General features: G+C 39.1%; 21 protein-coding genes and 1 tRNA gene. 16 read left to right on the forward strand and 6 right to left on the reverse strand.

Annotated features, from left to right (window positions below; all coding sequences use genetic code 11):
* Positions 1-68: 68 nt before the first annotated feature.
* From OGI71_RS04705 to OGI71_RS04715, 3 genes are all read left to right on the forward strand, one after another.
* Positions 69-527: a hypothetical protein gene (locus OGI71_RS04705; protein WP_282254199.1), complete on the forward strand. Its 459-nt coding sequence runs from the start codon at positions 69-71 to the stop codon at positions 525-527.
* 86 nt (positions 528-613) lie between these two features.
* Positions 614-1,321 (forward strand): Sir2 family NAD-dependent protein deacetylase, encoded by a 708-nt coding sequence (locus tag OGI71_RS04710; RefSeq protein WP_282254200.1) that lies wholly within the window; start codon positions 614-616, stop codon positions 1,319-1,321.
* A 59-nt stretch (positions 1,322-1,380) separates the two neighbouring features.
* Complete coding sequence (locus OGI71_RS04715) at positions 1,381-2,478, forward strand: DUF2891 domain-containing protein (RefSeq protein ID WP_282254201.1); 1,098 nt, start codon at positions 1,381-1,383, stop codon at positions 2,476-2,478.
* 94 nt (positions 2,479-2,572) lie between these two features.
* Here the strand turns inward: OGI71_RS04715 and OGI71_RS04720 are convergent, their stop codons facing one another.
* Entirely contained in the window at positions 2,573-2,923 is a 351-nt protein-coding gene (locus OGI71_RS04720; RefSeq protein ID WP_282254202.1) for a helix-turn-helix domain-containing protein, read from the reverse strand.
* Positions 2,924-3,017: 94 nt separating this feature from the next.
* Between OGI71_RS04720 and OGI71_RS04725 the strand changes: the two genes are divergently transcribed.
* From OGI71_RS04725 to OGI71_RS04740, 4 genes are all read left to right on the forward strand, one after another.
* Complete coding sequence (locus OGI71_RS04725) at positions 3,018-3,389, forward strand: DoxX family protein (protein WP_282254203.1); 372 nt, start codon at positions 3,018-3,020, stop codon at positions 3,387-3,389.
* Positions 3,390-3,929: 540 nt separating this feature from the next.
* Complete coding sequence (locus OGI71_RS04730; RefSeq protein ID WP_282254204.1) at positions 3,930-4,313, forward strand: DUF202 domain-containing protein; 384 nt, start codon at positions 3,930-3,932, stop codon at positions 4,311-4,313.
* A 361-nt stretch (positions 4,314-4,674) separates the two neighbouring features.
* Positions 4,675-5,715, forward strand: a complete 1,041-nt coding sequence (locus tag OGI71_RS04735) for a methylated-DNA--[protein]-cysteine S-methyltransferase (protein WP_282254205.1) — start codon at positions 4,675-4,677, stop codon at positions 5,713-5,715.
* Between the two features lie 49 nt (positions 5,716-5,764).
* Complete coding sequence (locus OGI71_RS04740) at positions 5,765-7,162, forward strand: MFS transporter (protein WP_282254206.1); 1,398 nt, start codon at positions 5,765-5,767, stop codon at positions 7,160-7,162.
* A gap of 135 nt (positions 7,163-7,297) precedes the next feature.
* Here the strand turns inward: OGI71_RS04740 and OGI71_RS04745 are convergent, their stop codons facing one another.
* The gene (locus OGI71_RS04745; RefSeq protein ID WP_282254207.1) at positions 7,298-8,875 is read right to left on the reverse strand and encodes a Na+/H+ antiporter; all 1,578 of its coding nucleotides are present in this window, start codon (positions 8,873-8,875) and stop codon (positions 7,298-7,300) included.
* 321 nt (positions 8,876-9,196) lie between these two features.
* A complete protein-coding gene (locus OGI71_RS04750) occupies positions 9,197-10,117 on the reverse strand; it encodes an alpha/beta hydrolase (RefSeq protein ID WP_282254208.1) in 921 nt (306 codons plus the stop codon).
* Positions 10,118-10,312: 195 nt separating this feature from the next.
* Here OGI71_RS04750 and OGI71_RS04755 point away from each other — a divergent pair, with 195 nt between their 5' ends.
* From OGI71_RS04755 to OGI71_RS04780, 6 genes are all read left to right on the forward strand, one after another.
* A complete protein-coding gene (locus tag OGI71_RS04755; RefSeq protein ID WP_282254209.1) occupies positions 10,313-10,633 on the forward strand; it encodes a hypothetical protein in 321 nt (106 codons plus the stop codon).
* Between the two features lie 259 nt (positions 10,634-10,892).
* Positions 10,893-12,698, forward strand: coding sequence for a beta-lactamase family protein (locus OGI71_RS04760; protein ID WP_282254210.1), 1,806 nt, complete (start codon positions 10,893-10,895; stop codon positions 12,696-12,698).
* 39 nt (positions 12,699-12,737) lie between these two features.
* Positions 12,738-13,004 (forward strand): hypothetical protein, encoded by a 267-nt coding sequence (locus OGI71_RS04765; RefSeq protein ID WP_282254211.1) that lies wholly within the window; start codon positions 12,738-12,740, stop codon positions 13,002-13,004.
* Positions 13,005-13,025: 21 nt separating this feature from the next.
* The gene (locus tag OGI71_RS04770) at positions 13,026-13,241 is read left to right on the forward strand and encodes a hypothetical protein (protein ID WP_282254212.1); all 216 of its coding nucleotides are present in this window, start codon (positions 13,026-13,028) and stop codon (positions 13,239-13,241) included.
* A 175-nt stretch (positions 13,242-13,416) separates the two neighbouring features.
* Positions 13,417-13,647, forward strand: a complete 231-nt coding sequence (locus tag OGI71_RS04775) for a hypothetical protein (protein ID WP_282254213.1) — start codon at positions 13,417-13,419, stop codon at positions 13,645-13,647.
* Between the two features lie 530 nt (positions 13,648-14,177).
* The gene (locus tag OGI71_RS04780) at positions 14,178-16,589 is read left to right on the forward strand and encodes a TonB-dependent receptor (RefSeq protein WP_282254214.1); all 2,412 of its coding nucleotides are present in this window, start codon (positions 14,178-14,180) and stop codon (positions 16,587-16,589) included.
* A gap of 492 nt (positions 16,590-17,081) precedes the next feature.
* On the opposite strand, the gene OGI71_RS04785 is transcribed toward OGI71_RS04780, so the two are convergent.
* A complete protein-coding gene (locus OGI71_RS04785; RefSeq protein WP_282254215.1) occupies positions 17,082-17,801 on the reverse strand; it encodes a DUF3575 domain-containing protein in 720 nt (239 codons plus the stop codon).
* 568 nt (positions 17,802-18,369) lie between these two features.
* Here OGI71_RS04785 and OGI71_RS04790 point away from each other — a divergent pair.
* Positions 18,370-19,707, forward strand: a complete 1,338-nt coding sequence (locus tag OGI71_RS04790) for a M60 family metallopeptidase (RefSeq protein WP_282254216.1) — start codon at positions 18,370-18,372, stop codon at positions 19,705-19,707.
* Positions 19,708-19,818: 111 nt separating this feature from the next.
* Here OGI71_RS04790 and OGI71_RS04795 read toward each other — a convergent pair.
* Positions 19,819-19,892 (reverse strand) — tRNA-His (locus tag OGI71_RS04795).
* Positions 19,893-20,093: 201 nt separating this feature from the next.
* Between OGI71_RS04795 and OGI71_RS04800 the strand changes: the two genes are divergently transcribed.
* Entirely contained in the window at positions 20,094-20,654 is a 561-nt protein-coding gene (locus OGI71_RS04800; RefSeq protein WP_257090936.1) for a DUF4230 domain-containing protein, read from the forward strand.
* Positions 20,655-20,702: 48 nt separating this feature from the next.
* Here the strand turns inward: OGI71_RS04800 and OGI71_RS04805 are convergent, their stop codons facing one another.
* Positions 20,703-21,569: an AraC family transcriptional regulator gene (locus OGI71_RS04805; protein ID WP_282254217.1), complete on the reverse strand. Its 867-nt coding sequence runs from the start codon at positions 21,567-21,569 to the stop codon at positions 20,703-20,705.
* Positions 21,570-21,753: 184 nt separating this feature from the next.
* Between OGI71_RS04805 and OGI71_RS04810 the strand changes: the two genes are divergently transcribed.
* Positions 21,754-22,191 (forward strand): L-rhamnose mutarotase, encoded by a 438-nt coding sequence (locus tag OGI71_RS04810; protein WP_282254219.1) that lies wholly within the window; start codon positions 21,754-21,756, stop codon positions 22,189-22,191.
* The last annotated feature ends 60 nt before the right edge of the window (positions 22,192-22,251 follow it).

The following is a 22,251-nucleotide window of genomic DNA, read 5'->3' on the forward strand; positions in this document are numbered from 1 at the left end:
TCTAGATGAATGGTAATATTTGATGTTTATCTTATGGAGAGAAGCATTTTTTATACTAACTTAGGCAGATGAGTCTATCGTATATTTTTCTGTTGTCTTTGTCAACGGTTATGCTCTTAGTTTCCTGCGGTGCCGGAGATGGAAATAAAATGGAACGACAACGGGCGGATTCTCTGTGCAATGAAGTAATCAATGGAAAATTAAACCTGGAGAAATTGGCGGAATCCGATGAATTTATGTATTTCGATGAAAAATATTTTCATGAGCCAGCCGATTTGAAGACAATCACTGCATTTGATAAGGTACAGATTCAGGTTGTAACTTATCGGATTTACAAACATGTCAAACTTGTGGATAACAGATACCAATTTGCTGTAAAACAAGCCAAGAATCTACATATACCCAACAAAGCATTTGTCTATTACCAGCGGTCTTTTGATGAAATGAACCGAAAGGCGGCCGCTAGCAAGGATTCGATTCGGTTGGAGCTTCCAGATGATTATGCTACTAGGTTGATAAAGGAATAAGACAGGTTGTTCATTTTCAAAAGAAAGTATGTCTGAATCTATCAAAATCGGGAGATTTTCTTATTTTTAAAGGACTAAAAAGCCAAATGGAAAAGAAAAATATCGTTGTATTAACTGGAGCAGGTATTTCTGCCGAAAGTGGTATACCTACTTTTAGGGATGCGAATGGGCTATGGGAAGGGCATGACGTGATGGCTGTCGCCTCAATCGAAGGCTGGAACAAAAATCCAGTACTGGTGCAGGAATTCTACAACCTTAGACGGAAAGCAGCATTGGCCGCACAGCCAAATGCTGCACATGTGGCCTTACGTCAATTAGAGTCAGCTTACCAGGTTACGATCATTACACAAAATGTAGACCTATTGCATGAGCGGGCTGGTTCCACAAAGATTATCCATTTACATGGCCGTTTGGATCAATCCAAGTCATCCCTTGATGATCGGTTGGTTTATCCAATTGAGGGGGACGAGATAAAAATGGGCGAACTCTGCGAAAAAGGTAGTCAACTGCGACCAAATATTGTCTGGTTTGGTGAGGCTGTCCCAGAGATTGAACGGGCGATGTTGCACGTTGCTGAGGCAGACATCCTGATTATTATCGGAACTTCGTTACAAGTTTATCCTGCCGCGGGACTTCGAGAATTTGCACCGAGCCATTGCCGATCATTTTTAATAGACAAACAGATTCCGAATAGTACAGCATTGGGCCGTGTGAAATGTTTTGAACAGGCAGCGACGGTGGCAGTACCAAATTTAGTAACACAGCTACTTCAGGAAGCCTTGGATAAAGGTTAATATAACAATGAATTATAAACCCACCATGGTTGTGAGTTAAATGGAATAAATTTTTTAAGATGAAAAGAATAATAGGATTGTTCTGTGGTTCTGTTTTGGCGGTTGCCTGCCACAACAACTCGGAGGTAAAAGTAAACACAAGTACAAACAATGCGCCGATACAACTGGATAGCGCACAGGCAAAACATCTCCTTACATTGCCCTTGCACTGTATTGAAGTTGAATATCCCAACAAATTGGGACAGGTGCTTGGAAGTGATCAGGATTTGAAGGGACCACGGACTTTGCATCCCATTTTTTATGGCTGTTTTGACTGGCATTCATCTGTTCACGGCTATTGGTCCATCGTACGCATTTTGAAGCAATTTCCGGATTTGGATAAATCTGGAGCTATACGGAAGCAGCTTAATTACAATATCACAGCCGAAAATGCAGCAGTAGAACTAACTTTCTTCCAGGATAAAAATAATAAGAACTTTGAGCGGACCTACGGTTGGGCATGGCTCTTACAGTTGCAAAAAGAATTATTGACCTGGAAAGATCCGGATGCAGAACGTTGGGCAAAAATTCTGGATCCAATGGCAAAGCATGTTATGAAAGCTTATCAGGAATATTTACCGAAATTGGTCTATCCGATCCGGACAGGCTATCACGATAATTCAGCTTTTGGTCTTTCATTGGCATTGGACTATGCACGGGGGACAAACAATGCCGCCTTCGAAAAATCTTTGACGACAAACGCTGTGAGGCTATATGATCTTGATAAAAACTGTAATATCTCTTTTGAACCCAGTGGAAGCGATTTCCTTTCACCCTGTCTTGAGGAAGCGCTCTGCATGAGTGTAGTTTTAGGCGAGGACCAATATCGAAAATGGTTGAAAGATTTTCTTCCCGAAATTTTTAATCCGGATTTTAATTTGGAACCTGGTATCGTAAAAGATCGTACGGATGGACATCTGGTTCATTTGGATGGCTTGAATTTTAGCCGGGCTACCTGTCTGAATGGTATCGCTAAGGCACTCCCTGAATTGAAGCATTTGCATGGTTTGGCCAATAAACATTTAAAATATTCATTACCTAATATCACTTCCAAAGATGATTATATGGGATCGCATTGGCTGGGTACTTTTGCCCTTTATGCGCTTTCTAAAAATTAATCGTCAAAAAAAATAATAGAAGCTGTACAATCGATCTTCGGACAACAGCCAGAAAATACAATCCTCCTATTTTTATTAATATTAGGATTGTATTTTACATGTTTTTCTCACCCCATTCATCCATGAGGACCAAGATTTTTTCCAGTGAGCGACCAAGATCGGTCAGTTCATATTCAACTTTAGGTGGTACCTGCTGATAGACAATTCGATTAATCAGCCCGTCCTGCTCCAGCTCTTTCAATTTAGCAATGAGCATGCGCTCTGAAATGCCAACCAACCTTTTTCGCAACTCACCATAACGTAGTCTTTCCTCATGGAGGAGATAAGACAGGATATTTATTTTCCATCTTCCACCAATAGTAGATAAGGTAAATGCAATACCACAATGATCTTTCCAATAAGTTTCATTGATTGTATTGGTGGAATTCTCTTTTCTGTTGTTCATACTTACTTTTTTGTTGGTATCATACAATTTGGTACGTACTGTTATTCATGCAATTTAATAAAGAAATTTGTAGCTCATCAAATAAAATATAAAAATGGAAACTATAAAATCTATTGTTCATTGGTTGAGTTATGCCTATTACCTATACGTATTTGGGTACGCTTCATTGTTTAAAGTCTTTCAGAAACAGTCCATGATGCAGAGCATGGATTCATTAGGCTTTAATAAAATATGGACGTTGGGCATTGGAATAGGAGAGCTGTTCGGTGTTATACTCCTGCTGATCGGTTTATACAAACCCGAGTTTAAGAATATCGGTGTCTTGCTTCTGTTTCCGTTTGCCGTAGGGGCGTTGACAGCACATATGGCTCATCAGGAATACCATCATTTCTATAATTCGCTAATCATGTGTGTGCTGAGTATTGTCATATTGGCGACGGACAAACAGTTTAAAATCACCGTCTAGTTTTTTTGTGTAGCACAAATCGAAATCAATTGAAATATATTCATGATTTGTGCTACTTTTTAATTGTTTTGATCAATACGATCTGAGTGTTTTATTTGGCTTTACTTATCCAATAGAATTCCTGATCGGTATATTCTTTACCATTCGATTAGACTTTACTGCTAAACTTCCTGCTATTTCTTGGTTAATTACACATAGCGCATTTTTTTTATGCTATGTTATGTTTCACTCTTGTTTTGGAAGTAACGGCTTTTTTAACATCAACATCATCTGTACACATGAGTACGATACTTTATGCATTTGCCATCAGGGCCATTACAATCAGTTTTTTCATACGGCATCTGGTCCTGACCATCGGATATCCTAAGTAGCCATCATTAATAAATAATAGCCTTTTTCTATACCCAGTTTCAAGAAAATGTCTGCACGGACTATTTATTTCGAGGTCCAATCTAAACAATATCAGTCGGGTGATGGTTTACTTACGGGATTTACTCATAAGCATCATATGATGCTTTAAATAGATTTGTTATAAAATATATGATAGAAAAGAACAATTCAAAAAAGATCAATGACCATTTGGCTAATGAACGTACATTCTTAGCTTGGATAACGACGAGTTTGGGGATTATGGGTTTTGGTTTCGTTGTCGTCAAATTTTCCTTATTTATACAACAGGTAACACTCATGCTCAGCTCAAAAAAAACGATGGATATTGAACATGAATATTCAGGAATTGTTGGTGTTTCAATTGTTATTATAGGTTCAATTACTGTCGTATTAGCTTATATAAAATATAGAAAAGTGACCAAACAGATAGAGGCGGAAAACTTTACCTATGGCTCGTATACGATTGCATTGATGTCTGCTTGTTTTCTGATTATCGGCCTTCTGCTCGGATGGCATTTGATCGATAGCTTATAAAATCAATATCTGGCAAATGGATAATACGATTTACATCAGGTGTTGTTGACAAATAGACCATAAATCTCAAGAGTAGGAATACCATGACTGGCGTTACGGATATTAAATGAACAGTAATGAATTTTAAAAGAATGCCTAACAGGTGAAAATATCTATTTACTTTGTATGATGTAACAGAATAGATATGGTAAAAGTTCAATAGAGATAGTGAAATTGATAATGGTTTTGCTATTAACAACGAATAGCAAAAAATAAGATATCCTACAATCCTTCGTAAATAAAAAAAATACTTGTCAAATTTTCGGTTGTAGAAAGAATGTATTCGCTATAGATTTGTTCTATCATCATAAATAATCGCATTATGGAATTAAGTTTCGAACAAATGTATCAGGCTATCATTGATAAAGATATCAATTATGAGGGTATATTTTTTACTGCTGTAAAGACAACGGGAATTTTTTGTCGACCTTCCTGTACTGCAAGGAAACCCAAACCTGAGAACATCGAATTTTTCAAATCGACCAAAGAATGTATCCTGCGTGGATATCGTGCATGCAAGGTATGCCATCCACTTGAGATGTTAAGTGAAACACCCGCCTACATCAAACAGATTATAGCCGAACTATCAGCCGATCCGAGCATAAAGTTCAAGGACTACGATCTACGTCAACGCCACATCGAGCCGAACCAATTGCGACGCTGGTTTATGAAAAATCATGGCATAACCTTTCATGCCTATCAGCGGATGTTTAGAATAAATTCGGCATTTAAAAAAATCCAAAAGGGCGCTTCCGTGACAGATGTCGCTTTTAACTCCGGATTTGAGTCACTTAGTGGTTTTGGCGATTCCTTTAAGCATATTTTTGGAGTCTCTCCGAAGAATAGTAAAGCGCAAAGTATGATTGATTTAAAGCGAATTGAGACCCCGTTAGGCACTATGTATGCTTGCGCTGTACCACAAGGTGTATGTCTACTTGAGTTTACAGATCGAAAAATGCTCGAAACAGAGTTCAAAAATCTTGCGAAAGCACTCAATGGAACAATTGTCCAAGGCGATAATCCCCATTTTCCCTTGCTAGAAAGGGAGCTTCAAGCTTATTTCGAGGGTAGACTAAAAGAATTTACAGTGCCACTATTTACACCAGGTTCGGAATTTCAAAATTCTGTATGGCAGGCGTTGAGAGAAATTCCATACGGACAAACAAGATCTTATAAACAGCAGGCGCTTCATATCGGAAAACCGGAAGCGTTACGTGCTGTCGCCAATGCCAACGGAATGAATAGGATTTCCATTTTGGTACCCTGCCACAGAGTGATCGCTGCCGATGGAGGTCTAAGCGGTTACGGTGGTGGTATCTGGCGAAAAAAATGGTTGCTGGAGCTAGAAAAGCAATTGTGCTGATCGCACGAATTCCTGTATTTCCTAATTTATAAACATTAATTCTATTCCCATGAGTACGACTATTAATAAGTGGTATGCACTCCTTATTGTGCTTACAGCACCCTTATTGTATGTGATTGATATATTTATCATCAATATTGCCATACCAACAATCAAAAGTAGCCTGCACGCATCTGATGGTGAAATACAGCTTGTTATCGCATCCTATTTATTGGGTAGTGCATGTTTTTTGATCATTGGTGGGCGAGCGGGAGATTTTCTGGGCAAAAAGAAAGTTTTCTTTTGGGGGATGTTGGCCTTTACATTAACCTCCTGCATCTGTGGACTAAGTCAGACAGCAGCACAGCTAAATATTGCCCGGTTTTTTCAAGGTGTAAGTTCTGCTTTTATGGTTACCCAATCTATTTCTTTGATTCAATTGCTGTTCACAGATACAAAAGAGAGGGCAGTTGCCATTGGATGGTATGGTATAACTTTGAGTATTGCTGCGATTATCGGACAGGTATTGGGGGGGTATCTGGCCGAAATATATTTTTTCGTTGAAGGTTGGCGTTTAATATTTTTTATTAATCTTCCTGTTGGGATCCTTTCGCTTTTGGCTATCCATCGTTACTTGATCGAAACACCGAAAACTGCTCAGGGTAGATTTGATTATCTAGGCGCTTTTGTGCTAACAATCGGACTAGCCTGTCTGATCTATGCATTGACAGAGGGAAGGGAAAATAACTTTCCTTGGTGGTTTTATGTGTTGTTTATCCTGTCGCTGTTATTTTTGACCTTGTTTGTTTTTATTCAGCAAAAGAAACGATTAAATAAACAGTATCCGCTGATTGATATTTCACTGTTTAAAATAAAGGATTTTAGCATTGGCTTATTTGCTGTATTGTTTCACTTTATGCTCCATACCGCATATTTATTGATAATAGCTGTTTATTTACAAAGTGGATTGGGGGTAACGGCATTAACATGTGGGTTATATTTTATCCCCCATGCGATTTTCTTTATGTTGTCTTCTCGAATTGCTTCCATGTTACTGCCAAAGTTTGGCAAGACGGTTCTACAATTGGGATTAGCGATCATATTGCTTTCGTTTTTAATGCAGATTTTCTTTTTTACAGAACAAGACAAGCCGTTCCTATCAATGTTTTTTTTAGCCCTCTATGGTCTTGGAAATGGCTTTGTATTACCTTTTCTCTTGAATGTCGTTTTAAACAATATCCATGAAAAAGATGCAGGTGCTGCTTCAGGAGTATTTTCAACATTTCAGCAAACAGCGTCGGCTTTGGGAATCAGCGTTATTGGAGGCGTTTTTTATACCGTATTGAACACAGGGGGCTATCTTGGGAACTATCTGTTTGCTTTACAGTCCGGACTCATGGTATGTATCCTCTTCTTAATAGTTGTTTGGGGAATGTTATGTCTATTGCCGAACGAGAAAAAACTGTAATTATTTGGCAGTTGATCCGCATATAGGGTAGTACAAATAAGTCGCATCTTTTGTCAAGCCAATTTTTATGTCTAATCGTAATGATTTAATCATCTTTTGAACATCAATCCTACTAATTGATGTTCAAAAGCAAGATTAGCTTTTCATATTCATTCTTTCTTCCTGAAGATCGAGTATGCGAAGGTGTTTTCTAATGATTTCTTCGTCTAATAAAAGCTCTTCACGATTCTTATTGATCAACCACATTCTTTGAGTTTCTAGGATGTCGATATAGATTTTTCTGTATTCAGCGTAGTTAATGATGATTTCCGAACTGGTCAATTGGTTTTCATATTTCTGCAACTGATCTTTCAATGTCGGAAAGCTGTCTACTTTGTCAGCGTAATCTTTACGAATTTTCTCTACAGCTACTTGGGCAAGTTTGTTTTGGATTTCGTAATCGATTTCCTTTTCTGTCCGCACAAAATCTCGATCTACTGGCGGGAATTTCTTTAATAAAAAGGGAAGCGTAAGCCCCTGTACAAGCAATGTTAATAGAATAGCGACAAATGTGATAAAAAGGATCAGATTTCTTTGTGGAAAAGGTGCCCCATTCTCTAAAGTTAAGGGAATTGAAAGTGCTGCAGCCAGGGAAACTACCCCCCGCATTCCGGTCCAGCCAATGATCATGGGTGTTTTCCAGCCTGGGGACTGTGCGTCTGCCACAGTGATGAAATTTCTCATCACTAAAGTAGTAATTACTGCCGCATAGCCCGCCAGAATCCGCACAATAACGAGCACCGCTGTAACCGCAACTCCATAACCAATTGCGGTGTAAATATCAGTATCCCCTAAACCGTTCACAATTTCGGGCAAATCCAAGCCGATGAGCATAAAAACAATTCCGTTGAGCAAAAAGCAAAAACTTTCCCAGACTGTTACTGTGCGTATTCTGGATGCACTACTCAAAAAATCGTGACTGCGATAGGAGAGAAACAATCCACCGCTTACCACTGCTAGCACTCCGGAGGCATGAAGCTCCTCTGCCGCCAGATACATGGAGAATGGCGCAATGAAAGTCAGCAATATATCTGTATTTGGATCCGTTGGTAGGATTTTGTGCATTTTCAAGAAAATATACGCAAGTGTGATTCCGATACCTACACCACCGACGCACATCCAGACAAAGCTTCCTGCTGCCTCATACCATACAAATTGGCCTGTTGCAGCGGCAATCATCGCAAAACGGAAAATGATCAGCGAAGAAGCGTCATTCAGCAAACTTTCGCCTTCAAGAATTGATGCAAGTCTTTTCGGTACTTTTACAAATTTTAAAATTGCACCTGCGCTTACCGCGTCAGGGGGAGAAACTATTCCGCCCAATAAAAATCCCAAGGCTAAAGAGAATCCTGGGATAAAATAGTTCGCGAAAACCGCAACCGATAATGCAGTGAAAAAGACAACGACGAAAGCAAAGCTGAAGATAATCCTGCGCCATCGCCAGAGTTCCTTCCAGGAAGTTGACCAAGCGGCTTCATACAATAATGGTGGTAAAAAAATAATAAATATTAATTCAGGCTCCACTTTTATCGGTGGTACCCCTGGAATAAAACTTATTAAAAGTCCTGCCAACACAAGCAAAACAGGATATGCAACCTGAATTTTTTTTGCCAGCATAATGAGCATGGTAATCAACAGGACCAGAAAGAGATAGAATGCGAAATTTTCTAACATGTATTCGTTTTAGATACATAAATATATATTAAAATTTTAAAAACATGTATAGCCCGTTTAAAATTTAAATTGAGCTAAAAGCTGCACAGCTTTGCTCAGCATGATGCTCAAAAAAAATGTTAGAAACCTTTGGCATTGAGAACAACTTTGAATTAATAGGACACAGAAATTTGATAAAAGAACAAAACCTGTAGGTATTCTCCAAGGCATACCATCTCCAAAAGCATAAATCATCCTTCCATTCAGTAATAAAGAGTCAAGCCCAATGAGATGACTCTTTATTACGTTGGTGTAAAAATGAAGCTGATCTTTCAGAAAACACTAAAATGTTGGTGGTGTAGTATTTAGATCAGAATTCAAGAAGTCATCAATCATCGGAACTAACCAATCCATGCGGTACATCATACCGATATGTGTTGTTCCGGGTAGAATGGCCAGACGAGATTTAGGTAATCCATGTATATCACCCATTTTCCCACCGCCCAAGGCGCGAAATAATGCTAATGCATGTTCATATTGTATGCCATCGGCATCACCAATAGCCATAAAAAGGGGGGCTTTTATTTTTTTCGCGTCTTTGGACCAGTCGTAAGGTTCCAGGTCGATGCTGATCACTTTCTTTACAAATTCGGGAAAATGTTTTGGATCGTTGCCAAGACTGTCGTATTGTTTCTCGATGGGCGAACCTTTAAATATATCCGCTGTTATCGATCGATAAGAGGCTTCTACATCAGGCCACCATCCATCATGTGCATAACTGCCAGACAGTACGATTAACCTCCGCACCTGTTCGGGATGCCGTATGGCCAACTGAAAAGCTACGCCGCCACCCATGCTGTAGCCCAATATGTCGGTACTATCTATTTGAAGATGTCTCAATAATCCGGATACATCATCGGCCATACCCTCATAACTGATTTTTCGAGCAATATCTCTGGTACGTCCGTGCCCCTGCATTTCCGCGACAATTACTTTTCGCCCCTTAAACATTGGGATGGCCTGAGACCAGTTCAATGGAATCGTCATATAGGATCCGTGGAGTAATATTAGAGGCTTACCTTCACCATAAACTTCATAATACATTTTTAATCCATTGACATCAGCATAACCGGTTTCTGATGGTTTGTTAACAATCGATGTATTCGCTGGAGAGCCCGTTCGATCGTTTTTCTGTTGTTGACAGGATATAAATAACGCAAAAACTAGTGTTATTATTAGCCCTAATGTCATTTTTGTTTTCATATTTATTTGATTGTTAAAATATTATAAACAAATTTATTCTTTTTCAATATTGAGTTTAGGTTGAATATCCGACAATTTAAAGGGGGAAAAACGACAAAACGATAGGGGATAATTATTTTAACTATTTTAGTGGGAGAAAAGCGGAACATCGAACGTTCCAGTATGCTTACAGACTCTTAGGATAATCGGTCAATCATGGGAAATACCGTTGCGGAAATGTTAGAAATGTATGGGCTTAGTACAGCTGAGAGCTTGATCGATAACTTGGGCACTACTTGGAGTGAAAATGAAATAAGGGAATATTGTTGGCAGGTACTAAGAACTTTTCCTGATCTAAAAAAGGAAAACTGGTCAACAGGAATAGAAGGTGGAGATTATATCTATAGTTTATCCGGTCATTATATATTTATTACAGATGATATCTGGAGCTTTAACCTGATTGCTCAGAGACCAGTATTGGAGTTGTTGGTCGCAGAAATGATTGGGTTAAATAAAACAAAGCATGATGATATTTAATATTGGCGGATGGGGTCACGGATCCTTGTCTTATCGTTCGATTCTGAACATACGGTGTCCGATTATGATCAATATCTGACCGTCAATATGTCGTAGTGTGTTGTTTAACAGTAGTATACTGTTTTGGCAAGTGAGTTGATAAAGAAGTTAATCGAGAAAATTGTGTAAAAGATGAAGCGGAAATCATCAGCTTTTTTGCAACAAAAACCGAAAAAAGGGACATGAATTATATTATTCGGAATCTAAAACTTAACATCTTATGAAGATCATAAAATCTTTACCTATTGCCCTAATTTTCGGCCTAACGGTCTCAACAGCTTGTGCGCAAACCGAAAGTCAGCTCCAAAAAGAAATTTCCGGTGTTGAATCAGGGTTGATACCACCTGTCCGTTTTGAGGGGGAGCAGTCTTGGGATATTGCCTCACGTATGAAGTTTTATAATATTCCCGGTGTGAGTATTGCTGTTATCAGAGATTCAAAAGTTATCTGGAGTAAAACCTACGGTGTTGTAGATCTCGAATCCAAGGCTGCAGTGACCGCCAAGACATTGTTTCAGGTTGCTTCTATGAGCAAACCGGTCAGTGCTTACGCTGCGCTAAAGGAGGTAGAGCTTGGCAAATTAGCTATAGATAAGGATGTGAATTCATTTCTAACTTCGTGGAAAGTTCCAGATAATGAATGGACCAAAACGAAAAAAATCACACTTAAAAATATCGTTAGCCATACTGCTGGTTTTACAGTAAGTGGATTTCCAGGATATAAAGTAACAGATCCGATTCCCGGGGCAGTAGCCGTATTGAATGGAGGGAAACCCGCCAACACTCCTGCGGTCTTTGTAGATAAGCTTCCAGGGGCAAATTTTCGCTATTCAGGAGGAGGATATACTGTGATGCAACAGATGCTTATGGATATCGAAGGGAAAGATTACACGAGCATTATGAATGAGAAAGTACTGCTACCATTGGGGATGAAGAATAGCACATTCGCACAACCACTTCCAACTGGACAAGCAGCGTTTGCAGCCACAGCCTACTCTGCAAATGGAAAGCCTGTTGAAGGGAGATACCATGTTTATCCAGAGCAGGCTGCAGCAGGATTGTGGTCTACAGCCGAGGATTATGCAAAGTTTGTTATCGATATTCAACATACATTGGCTGGCAAAAGCAATACAGTTATTTCCAAAAAGACAGCAGAAGAATTTACCAGCCCTTTCATTGAATCCTTTATCGGTCTAGGGCTATTTATTGAAAACTATGCTGGAGCGGTGTACTTTTGTCATGGTGGTTGGAATGAAGGTTTTAGTTCCTATTTTATTGGAAGCAAGACTAGTGGAGACGGGGTTGTCGTATTGACAAATACCAACAAACCTCTATTTATTAACGAACTCGTTCGCGCTGTCGCTTTAACCTATAAGTGGCCCAACTACATTGCTCCAGCTAATAAAATTTTACCAGTAACCTCACAAGAGCTCAGTTCCTATATCGGACGTTATCGTGCTGATAAATATGGATTAATCAAAGTCTATAAAGAAAATAATAAACTGATGGCTATACAAAATCTGGACACGCCTGTCGAACTGATTAAAGTGGGGGTAGACACATTCGCGATGCATGACTGGGATTTTAAAATGGCTTTTGTAAAAGATAAAGCTACAGGTAAGGAGGAGCTTGTTCAGGTTTTGCGTGATAAAACAATCCATGCCAGAAATCCAAAGCTTAACGAAGGCGATGTCATTCCGTTGGAGCTGATTTTAGGAGGTCATTTTGAACAGGGCGTAAAAGCCTATCAACGTGCAAAAGAAGAGGATAGCGAACATAGGCTGCTTTCAGAAGATTTTCTGAATGGCACAGGTTATGAGCTCCTTTCTCAAAAGAAATTGACCCAAGCGATCGATATTTTCAGAGTCAATACGATTTTATACCCCAAGAGCGAAAATGTATATGATAGCCTGGCCGAAGCTTATCTGAAAGCGGGCCAAAAAGACAAAGCAAAGCAGAACTACAAAAAGTTGATGGAAATCAATCCTAAAAACGAAAAAGTAAGTAAGATATTAGAAACCCTATAATAAAAGTGTAATGAGGTAATTTTTTGTTAATTTGCACACATGTCAATGCAAGCAAATGCCTATCAATTATTTTCCAAAGAGATTCTATCTATCTGGAAAAGTCAAGATGTGTCCTATATTAAAGTGGAAGAATTGTTTACCATCGAAGGGATTACCTTTTTTGAGCTAATCCCTGATTCGGAGCTTTTGGATGGGGGAGAACTCGATACACTTTATGCGATAGGTTCGGAGGATGTCGATGATATGCTATTATTCAGTAAGAATGTTAAGTTTGTCGTCCACAATATTTATTTGGAAGAAGATTAAGTAGATTAAAGAACAGCACAAATGACCTTGGGTAGTTACAATCTATTGCGCGCTGCGGTTGATATGGACCAGCGGTTGAGCAGTGACGGTAAGTTTTTAGGACGGTTTAATGTCATGGGAACCAAGAAGGGAAATTTTCAGCAAAATGTCGGTCACGAACAGTTTGTTTTGAACCCATCCTTTAAGTATAATGCCAGCGAAAATACGAACGTAATATTCGAATATATTCTCTCTTAATATAATTTTGAAGGTGGATTTTCAAAGTACGCCTATGGCATAGACGGTTTTAAGGAGGTGAAAAAGAACTTTTCATTTAGCGATCCGATTATGAATCCGACCAAGTCCTGGGAACACAATATCTATGGGATAATCAACCATAACTTTAACGAGGATTGGCTGTTGACTCTATGAGTTGTATGATGAAACATTTCAGGAGCAAGTGGGATTGTTGCTGGATGGAGGGACTGCAGATCCATCCTACGGGCGAAACAAAGAGATTTGCCTGAAGAAAACCTGGTTTCAGAATAAATTGATGACCAATTTGACAGCTTACCATTTGACAAAGACCAATATGCTCACTGCGGAGCCTGGAGATATACGCACTATGGATGGCGGGCAGTCAATCCGCAGGGATTTAGGTTGAACCTAGCCTATAAGTTCTAATGCGTGCCGTTACACAGTAAAAATTATTTGTCACTTATTTTACTGGGGGTGTCCAAAAAATCGGGCACCCCTATTTTTATGCAGTTCTGCTTACTTCCCCACGACAAGCTCACCTTGACTATTCCATAGCAGATGAATTATAAGAAAATGCGGCACTAAGTAAAAGCGTGGACATATGGACGATTATACTCTAACCATAAATGGTATTTGTAATAAGCGATTGATCTGCGATTTCATGTTGATCAAAAAGGTAGATCTGTCAAAAGAGAGATAACCGTTACAAAAGGCTAATCAGCAATTTATATTTTTTAGGATAATTATTTTGGAAATGTATCGTATTTATTGAAAGTCATTAGAATCGATTTACCATTTTTTTGATCACTCAGGGATCATTCGCTTGCTATTATTTAACCTATCAGTCAGCAATAGGATGTTTAGTTATTTATAATTAGTCTAATTAATTTCATTTATACAATTGGATGTGCTATATTCGGCTCCATAATTTTTTTTATGGGAATCAGATCTATACCTATTGCAGTAGCGATGCTTTCGCTCACAGGAGTCGCCAATGCGCAGACAGCGAGTATCTTTGGTAAAATAACTACAATTGATGGTAATTCGGCAGAGTCCGTCAATTTGACCATTAAAGGAATTAATCGGCAGACGCGGACAGATAGAAGTGGGAACTACAAATTTGACCGATTGAAACCTGGAAGTTACCAGATTGTCGCCAGTTTCACAGGGCTAAATTCGATTGAAAAGGAAGTAACTGTTGAAAATAATAAACCTGTCATCTTGGATTTCGCTTTAAACGAGAACTACGCTCAACTGCAGGAGGTACTGGTATCTGCTTTCAAAGTCAACCGAACGATCAGCGCTGTAGCCAAGATGCCCTTGAGCAATATAGAGAATCCGCAGGTGTATAGTACCGTTTCGCATGAGTTATTAAAACAACAGGCAATCACAAATTTTGATGATGCCCTGATCCGAAATGTCTCGGGGCTCAGCCGCACATGGGAATCCACAGGTCGAGCAGGAGATGGAGGTGCATATTTTTCCTTGCGGGGTTTTGAAGCACAAAGTAATCTTGTTAACGGGCTTCCCGGCTTATCAAGCGGTATCCTAGATCCGGCCGGAATAGAGGAGATTCAAGTCTTGAAAGGACCCTCCGGTACATTATTCGGCGCCAGTTTTTATGGGTATGGTGGTGTAATCAATACGATTATGAAAAGACCGTATTTTGAAAATGGAGGTGAAGTTTCCTACAACTATGGTAGCAATAAGTTGCATCGGGCGACAGTTGATCTCAATGGCATACTGAATAAAGGTAAAACCCTGGCACTCAGGATCAATTCAGCCTATCATCATGAATACAGTTTTCAGGATGCGGGATTTAAAAAATCCTTTTATTTTGCACCATCGTTGACCTATAAAGTAAATGACAGGTTTACAGTTAATCTGATGACCGAATTGCTTGACATGAAAAGGGCTGTTGCTCCGGTTTTTTTCCATTCGGATAGGGTAGCACCGCTTACATTTAAAACTATAGACGAACTAAACCTTGATCCCAAGCTTTCCTTTACAAGCAATGAACTGACCATCAAAAATCCGCGGACGAATATACAGGGCGAAGTACTCTATAAAATCAATGAAAAATGGAATTCGCAGACCGTGGTTTCATTTGGAAAGGTGAAGTCGAATGGAATATACACTTATATATGGGGTAACCAGGGCAATTTTTTTGACCAATATTTTCACAATGAAAATCAAAAGACCAGAACCTATGATCTGCAGCAAAATTTCAACGGTGATTTTAAATTGGCTGGCTTAAGAAACAGGCTTTTGGTTGGTGTTGACTATTTTTCAAGGAATGTAAAGGAAAATGGATCCGGCTGGGGACTAGGGCGTAGGGTAAGCCCACAGGGTGAAATAAAAGGACCATTGGATGAAAACTCAACAGTATTAGATCCCGTTCCACTGACCAAGGATGCCATTGACAAGTTGCTTGCAGGGACACAAGCCGGAGGTTCTTCCCATATCAAAAATAGCTCATTTAGTGTATATGGTTCCGATCTAGTGGATCTTACAGATAAACTCTCCGTTATGGTGAGCCTGCGGGCAGATTATTTTGACTCAAAAGGCGATGTTTCCAATAAAGATGATAATTATAGCCAATGGGCACTTTCTCCAAAATTTGGAATTGTCTACGAGATCGTAAAAGATAGAGTCTCGATATTTGCTAATTATATGAATGCTTTCTATAATGTCGCACCGAGCATAACCTATGACGACAATAATGTAAAAACAGGTGTACAGTCATTTAAGCCCGAGCGGGCTAACCAATGGGAATTTGGCGCCAAAGCAAATTTGATCAAAGATAGACTATGGACCACATTAGCATTATACGACATTACAGTTGCAAATAGAGTATACAGTACACCAACCGGATCTATACAAGGGGGGAAGGTAGAAAGCAAGGGTTTTGATTTTGATATTGAAGCATTGCCTTACCAGGGAGTTTCGGTAAAAGCTGGCTTTAGCTATAATGATATCCAGATAATTGCCGGGAATGGAAATGACTTCTATAATGAAAAAGGACGAGCTCCCGGAGGACAAGGCCCGGGTACTTTGGCAAATCTTTGGGGAAGTTATCAGATTCAGCATGGGAAGTTGCGAAATCTCGGTTTTGGAATCGGAGGTAACTATGGTGGAAAATATAAGGTAGTAGACAATAGTGTGACGGGTGTATTTGAACTTCCGAGTTATGCGCTTTTAAACGGAAGTATCTTTTATTCTTTTCATAAATTCCGCGTAAACTTTAATATGAACAATATCAACAATAAACAATACTATATTGGTTATTGGTCTGTTAATCCACAACAAAAAAGAAATTTTGTGGCAACAGTTTCCTACAAACTGTAATTTAAGATGCTTACCAAATTGGAGGAGATTTAGCTGAAATCCTTCAGACGCTCCAACGGCAGATCGTTTAAGGACCTGCCGTTTTTGTTGCTATATCCAGGGATTTTATTTCCCATTTTATGTTATCAAAAGGCCAAGCTTCTCGAAGGAGAGCGCAACTGGCCAGCAGCGAAGTAGATTTTACTAAGTATGTGCCATCGGGGATTTGTAAATTTGAACACGGACAAAAAATAGTTGTTTGGCGACTTGGCTACTATTGATTCCAATCGGGGTAACTACAGGCTGGTTACTTTAGGATCTGCTCTCTGTACCTGATTCCCATGCACCCATGGTATCAATAAATTGATGAAGGCTTTTTCCTAATTCAGTCAGTTCGTAATCAACCGATACAGGCATGGTAATATTTTGTGTTCTAGTGATAAGCTTGTTCGGTTCAAGGAACCTGTTTTTATCCCTATGAATTAGCCGGAATTATTTTTCGGATGGCATTGCTTAAAACCTGTATCCCAGTGACAATGCGGTGCGGAGCCCCGCAAAGGGTCCTTTGGTTGTTATGGTGACACCTTCGGCGCTGACTTCTTTTTTCAGATCTAGTACATCGATGTCAAAATTGTCCAATTGTTTTCGAACCTCCCGTTGTTCCTCTGCGCTAAGCTGCATTTTCCCCTCAAATGTACCTTTGTTGAATCCATAATTTGGACCGATAATCCGCCAGTCTAAATAGATCGCATCACCGAGGCGCCATTGGCTACCGATCGCCACTCCGACAGTAAGAGCATTCAAAGAGCCTGAAATAGGAACCTCTTTTTGATAGTCTGACTGATCGACCGAAAGTATGGTGGAGAGGTGGTAGTTGGAATACTTGATAAAGGGTGCGATATAAAATCCTTTAAACGCTTCTTTATTTCGGAGGTAAAATCGCAACTCTGGTGTAAACGAAAAAGCCGCAAGTTTTGCCTCGCCAAGAATATTATAAGTATCATCGACACCGGATTCCCATATCGACCGGAATGGAAGGCCAGATTTGGAACGTAAGCTAAGCGTTCCGTTCAGTGATATATGCTCCTGAATGGTTTTTTCATATTCAAATGCAAGGTTACCAACTGAGAGAGGCAGTAGATTCAATTTAATTAAATTGGATGATTTCTGTGCCTTTAGTCCGGTAATTGCTAATAATCCAATAACCAATGTCGTCAAGTAGTGCAGATTCATAGTTGATGTCGTAAAATAAAATGCCAAATATATCGGAATAGATGATATCATCCAATGTTATTATACAATTTGGGAAATTCTTTTTTATTCATGGAAACGTTGTTTTACAAGGATTTATTTTATCTCGATGGAAAAATAAAAAAGGATGACCAGCTTGCTGAGCCAGTAAACTCCCCGACAACTATATGGTAACAATTTAACAAGATGAGCTGGATAAAGATTAATCAGCGGTAAGACATTGTTTTTAATCTAAACACGTTAAAATTTCTTTAAAGTGTTTTAAAGTTAATTTGTAGTGATTGAAATGATTTGTTGTTAACTATTGTGATTCAAGTGTTTCAAAACTATAGTGTTTATTATACACTATAACGTTTTCGGTAATTACGCAATCGTTTGATGAAATTTCTTAAAGCTTTTCCGCCTATATTGTTACTGATTTTAAACCGCTAAATTTCTTGATATAGAAATTTAAAGATACGATGAAAATAGGTAACGGATATAAAAATCCGGGATGGGGTTCTTGCGAATAAAATAATTAATACAATTCATAAACTTAATTTAAAAACCAATGAGAAAGAACATCTTTTATGTTATTGCATTCTGCTTTATTGCTGCATTTTCATCCTGCAAAAGGGACGGTGGTTTGATTCCTGTTCCTGCTGATCCACAAACCCTGGAACTGGCTGTTGCAGACAGCGTGCAGATTTTCAAAATTACACCATCGGCTTCTACAGAGGTGGATCGACTACAATTCAGAGCAAATCACAACGATATGCAGGCTACAGGATTTTATGTCGCTCCCAATAGCACAATTACGCTGAACGTAAAAATCAATGCCGGTACCACTGTTGCCCGTCTGGCAATTGGTACGCCTTTTCGAGATAATATTCGACCAGTTAGACAGTATTTTAATCTTCAGGCGGGAACGCAGACCTTCACAGCCGATCAGTATGGAGGTTTAGTGTATGTGATTTATACCACCAACAATTACAGTACCCCCGGAGAAATTGAATTGACCTTTGGAGATGGCTTCATTCCTGTTCCGTATTTCCAAAAAGGGAAAACAACGCATGCACAATGGTTGTTGACTTTGGACTCGCTTAAAAATATAGCGCCGGATGTCATGTTCTCTTCTGACCGTACGATTATGGTCGCCAATATGGATGAGGCTCTTCTATATCGGAACGAAGATCAGCAGTTAATTGTCGATCGACTGGACTCTATCATCGGCTTTTCAAATTATATTAGTGGCTTGAGTGGGGCAAGCGGCGTACATGCAATCCCTTATAACAAACATCTAATTACTGTTAGAGATTCTTCTGCTGGGGGGTATATGGCCGCTGGTATTTCTATTTATTTTACAGAATCATTATCGTATAGAATGCTGCAACCTAAATACCTCTCCAATACAAACGGCTGGGGAATCTGGCATGAAGTGGGGCATACTTATCAGCAAAAGGCTTGGACTTGGGGCAATCTTACCGAAACAACAGTGAATGTCTACTCATTGGCCAGCGAAAGAGGATTTGGTATTCCTGTGAGCCGTATTATCGCAAATAATTCCTGGCCAAAATTAGATACGTACTTTCAAAAGAATATAGCAGACCGTGATTTTAATGCGGGTGATAATGACCTAAAAATGATTATGTTCCATCAATTATGGTTGGCATTTGGCGATAACCTCTATATTAATTTGAGTAGATCTACACGTGAAAATCGACCAACCATTTCTACTGATGCCGAAAAGATGCGTTACTTTATGCTTTCAGCCTGTCAGATTACACAAAAGGATCTCTCAGATTTCTTTAGAAAATGGGGCTTCAAAGTTGATGAATCTGTTTATACAGAAATTGCTAACCTTAGTTTAACTGCACCGGCTCAGGATATTACCTTATTGAGGGATTAGACGATTTGATGTCGCTGTCAGCTGACATTATCCTCATTGTTCAGATAGTCTTTTAGAATAGAGGATATTGGAAATAAAAAGGCAAATCATTTTATTGATCTGCCTTTTTTGGGTAAGTAATGGGGCTCGAACCCACGACCCCTAGAACCACAATCTAGTGCTCTAACCAACTGAGCTATACCTACCGTGATTTTGATGTCACAAAAGTAGTATTATAGCCCATATCTTCCAAATGTTTTTTAAACTTTTTGATTAAACAATTGTCTATCAAATGGTATATTTTTATCGGAGCATATTGAAAGGCGACAAAAGATAATATTCGCGTAACAATTTCGGTTCAAATGGCCATAATTGGACCTTGGTCTATTATTTGTATTATACTATTTATGGGAAAATTTTTAAAATTTTTAATCGTTGTAGCCATTTTGGCAGTAGGAGCCTGGTTTGTCTATCAAAAATATAATAGCGGACCACGGGTAGAGAGCAAGCATCAGCTTCTTGTTGATCGCATTGAAGCTATGGGTAAATTGGAATTGGTGAAATATCGCTACAGCGATGTTGTTGAACATAAAAATATCAATACGTTCTTGCCTACGGCAAGCGTATTGCTAATTGTCAAAGCTGATGCTGTTGGTTGTGTGAATTTAACAAAACTGACACCGGAGGATATTAAGGTGGTAGGGGACTCTGTTTCCATTAAATTGCCCGCTCCGGAGATTTGTTATATTAAGATTGACCACGAAGCATCAAAGGTATATGATACCAAAATGGCTTTCCTCCGGGAGGCGGAATTGGTTGATGAAGCTTACAAAACTGCTGAAAAAGCTGTAGCAGATGATGTGAAGAAATCCGATATCCTGCAACAAACCAAAGCAAATGCAACGACTGTGTTCAAACCATTGTTGCAGGGACTGGGCTTTTCGAAGATCAACCTTACTTTTGAGTAGATGGGTTAAGCTCATGTTGATTTTTTCTTGATCTCAGAAAGGTTTGTTTTAATGCTGTATATGTGATCTGTACCTACTTGGGGTAATACCTTTGATGGATTTAAAAATTTTATTAAAATTCGAAAGGCTATTGAAACCACAGGCAAAGGCTATGTTGGTGATCTGTAATTTATTTTCAGTAATCAGTCGGCATGATTCACTGATGCGTACTTCATTGACAAACTGAACAAAGGTCTTTTGTGTACGGGACTTAAAATAACGACAGAACGAATGTTTGGACATATTCGCTAGGGTCGCAACCTGATCCAGCGGAATCTCTTTTGTAAAGTTGTTGAACACAAACTTAAAGATACGGTCGATTTTCTCATTATCTACCGAACTGTAATTGTGCGTGTAACCTGGACTGGAAAGATACGCATATTCATCGGTTGTAATCAACAATTCGATGATTTCAAACAGCAATATTGTTTTTCTAAAACCATAGTCAAGATGAACTATTTGTTCCAATTTGTGTTTTAGCTGCTGCTTTGTTTCTCCCCGAAATAGAAGTCCCCGCTTGGAGGCAGTCAGAAAAGCCTCTATTTTATGTGTTTTAAAAAACTGCCCCAATACCTCTAAGAGTAATTTAGGCTCGACATAAAGTGCCATTGAGCGCGATAGATCTGTCGAATCCTGATTCGAGTTGTCATTGTGCCAAACATGGGGTAGGTCCGGCCCCACAAAAGTCAATTCATCGGTCGAAAAACTGTCGATACTGTCACCTATAATACGTTTACCCTCACTTTGGACAATATAAGTCATCTGGCAGGCACTGTGAAAATGGAATTCGGTGGAAAAAAACGGCTGACAGACTTCTTTTGTTGCAAATGTCGCTATCTCGGATCCCTCCAATATTTTTGTGAAGATGGGTTTCATTTACTGGTTATCATGTTGTTTAATGGAGGTTAAATATAGCTTATTTTGTCATAAATACGAAATTATAGTCAAAATATCGTTAATATAGTGTCAGTATTGAGCAATCTAGGTACAGTTTTATTGTCCTAAGAGTAGTAGTTTAGCATGATGTAAAAAGGAATATTGATAACAAGAATACCTAAATATGATATTAAGAAAATTAGTTCCGTTTGTACCCTTTATGCTCGTTTGTGCAATCTCGATTTTAATGGTTTGCTGTGGACGGGGTAGAGAAATTGAATCTGTCAAACGCTATGCTTCCATTACAGGAGTAAAAGCTGAAAAATTGGAATATTACAAAAAACTACATGCGGATGCGTGGCCGACGGTGCTGCGGAAAATCAAGGAATGCCATATCCAGAACTATTCTATTTTTTTGAAAGAGGTGGATGGGCAACATTATCTATTCAGCTATTTTGAGTATACCGGAGCGGATTTTAATGCCGATATGCAGCGGATGGCTGCTGATCCCGAAACGCAACGTTGGTGGAAGGAAACGGATCCTTGCCAGCTGCCACTCCCGGATGCCCGTGCCAAAGGAGCGGTCTGGTCGGATATGGAAGAGGTATTTCATACCAACTAACTGAAATAGAAAATCCGAATAATAACCTAAAACAAAAAAATGATGAAACCATTATGATTT

This window comes from Sphingobacterium sp. ML3W (genome assembly GCF_029542085.1).
In the GTDB taxonomy this organism is placed as follows: Bacteria; Bacteroidota; Bacteroidia; order Sphingobacteriales; family Sphingobacteriaceae; genus Sphingobacterium.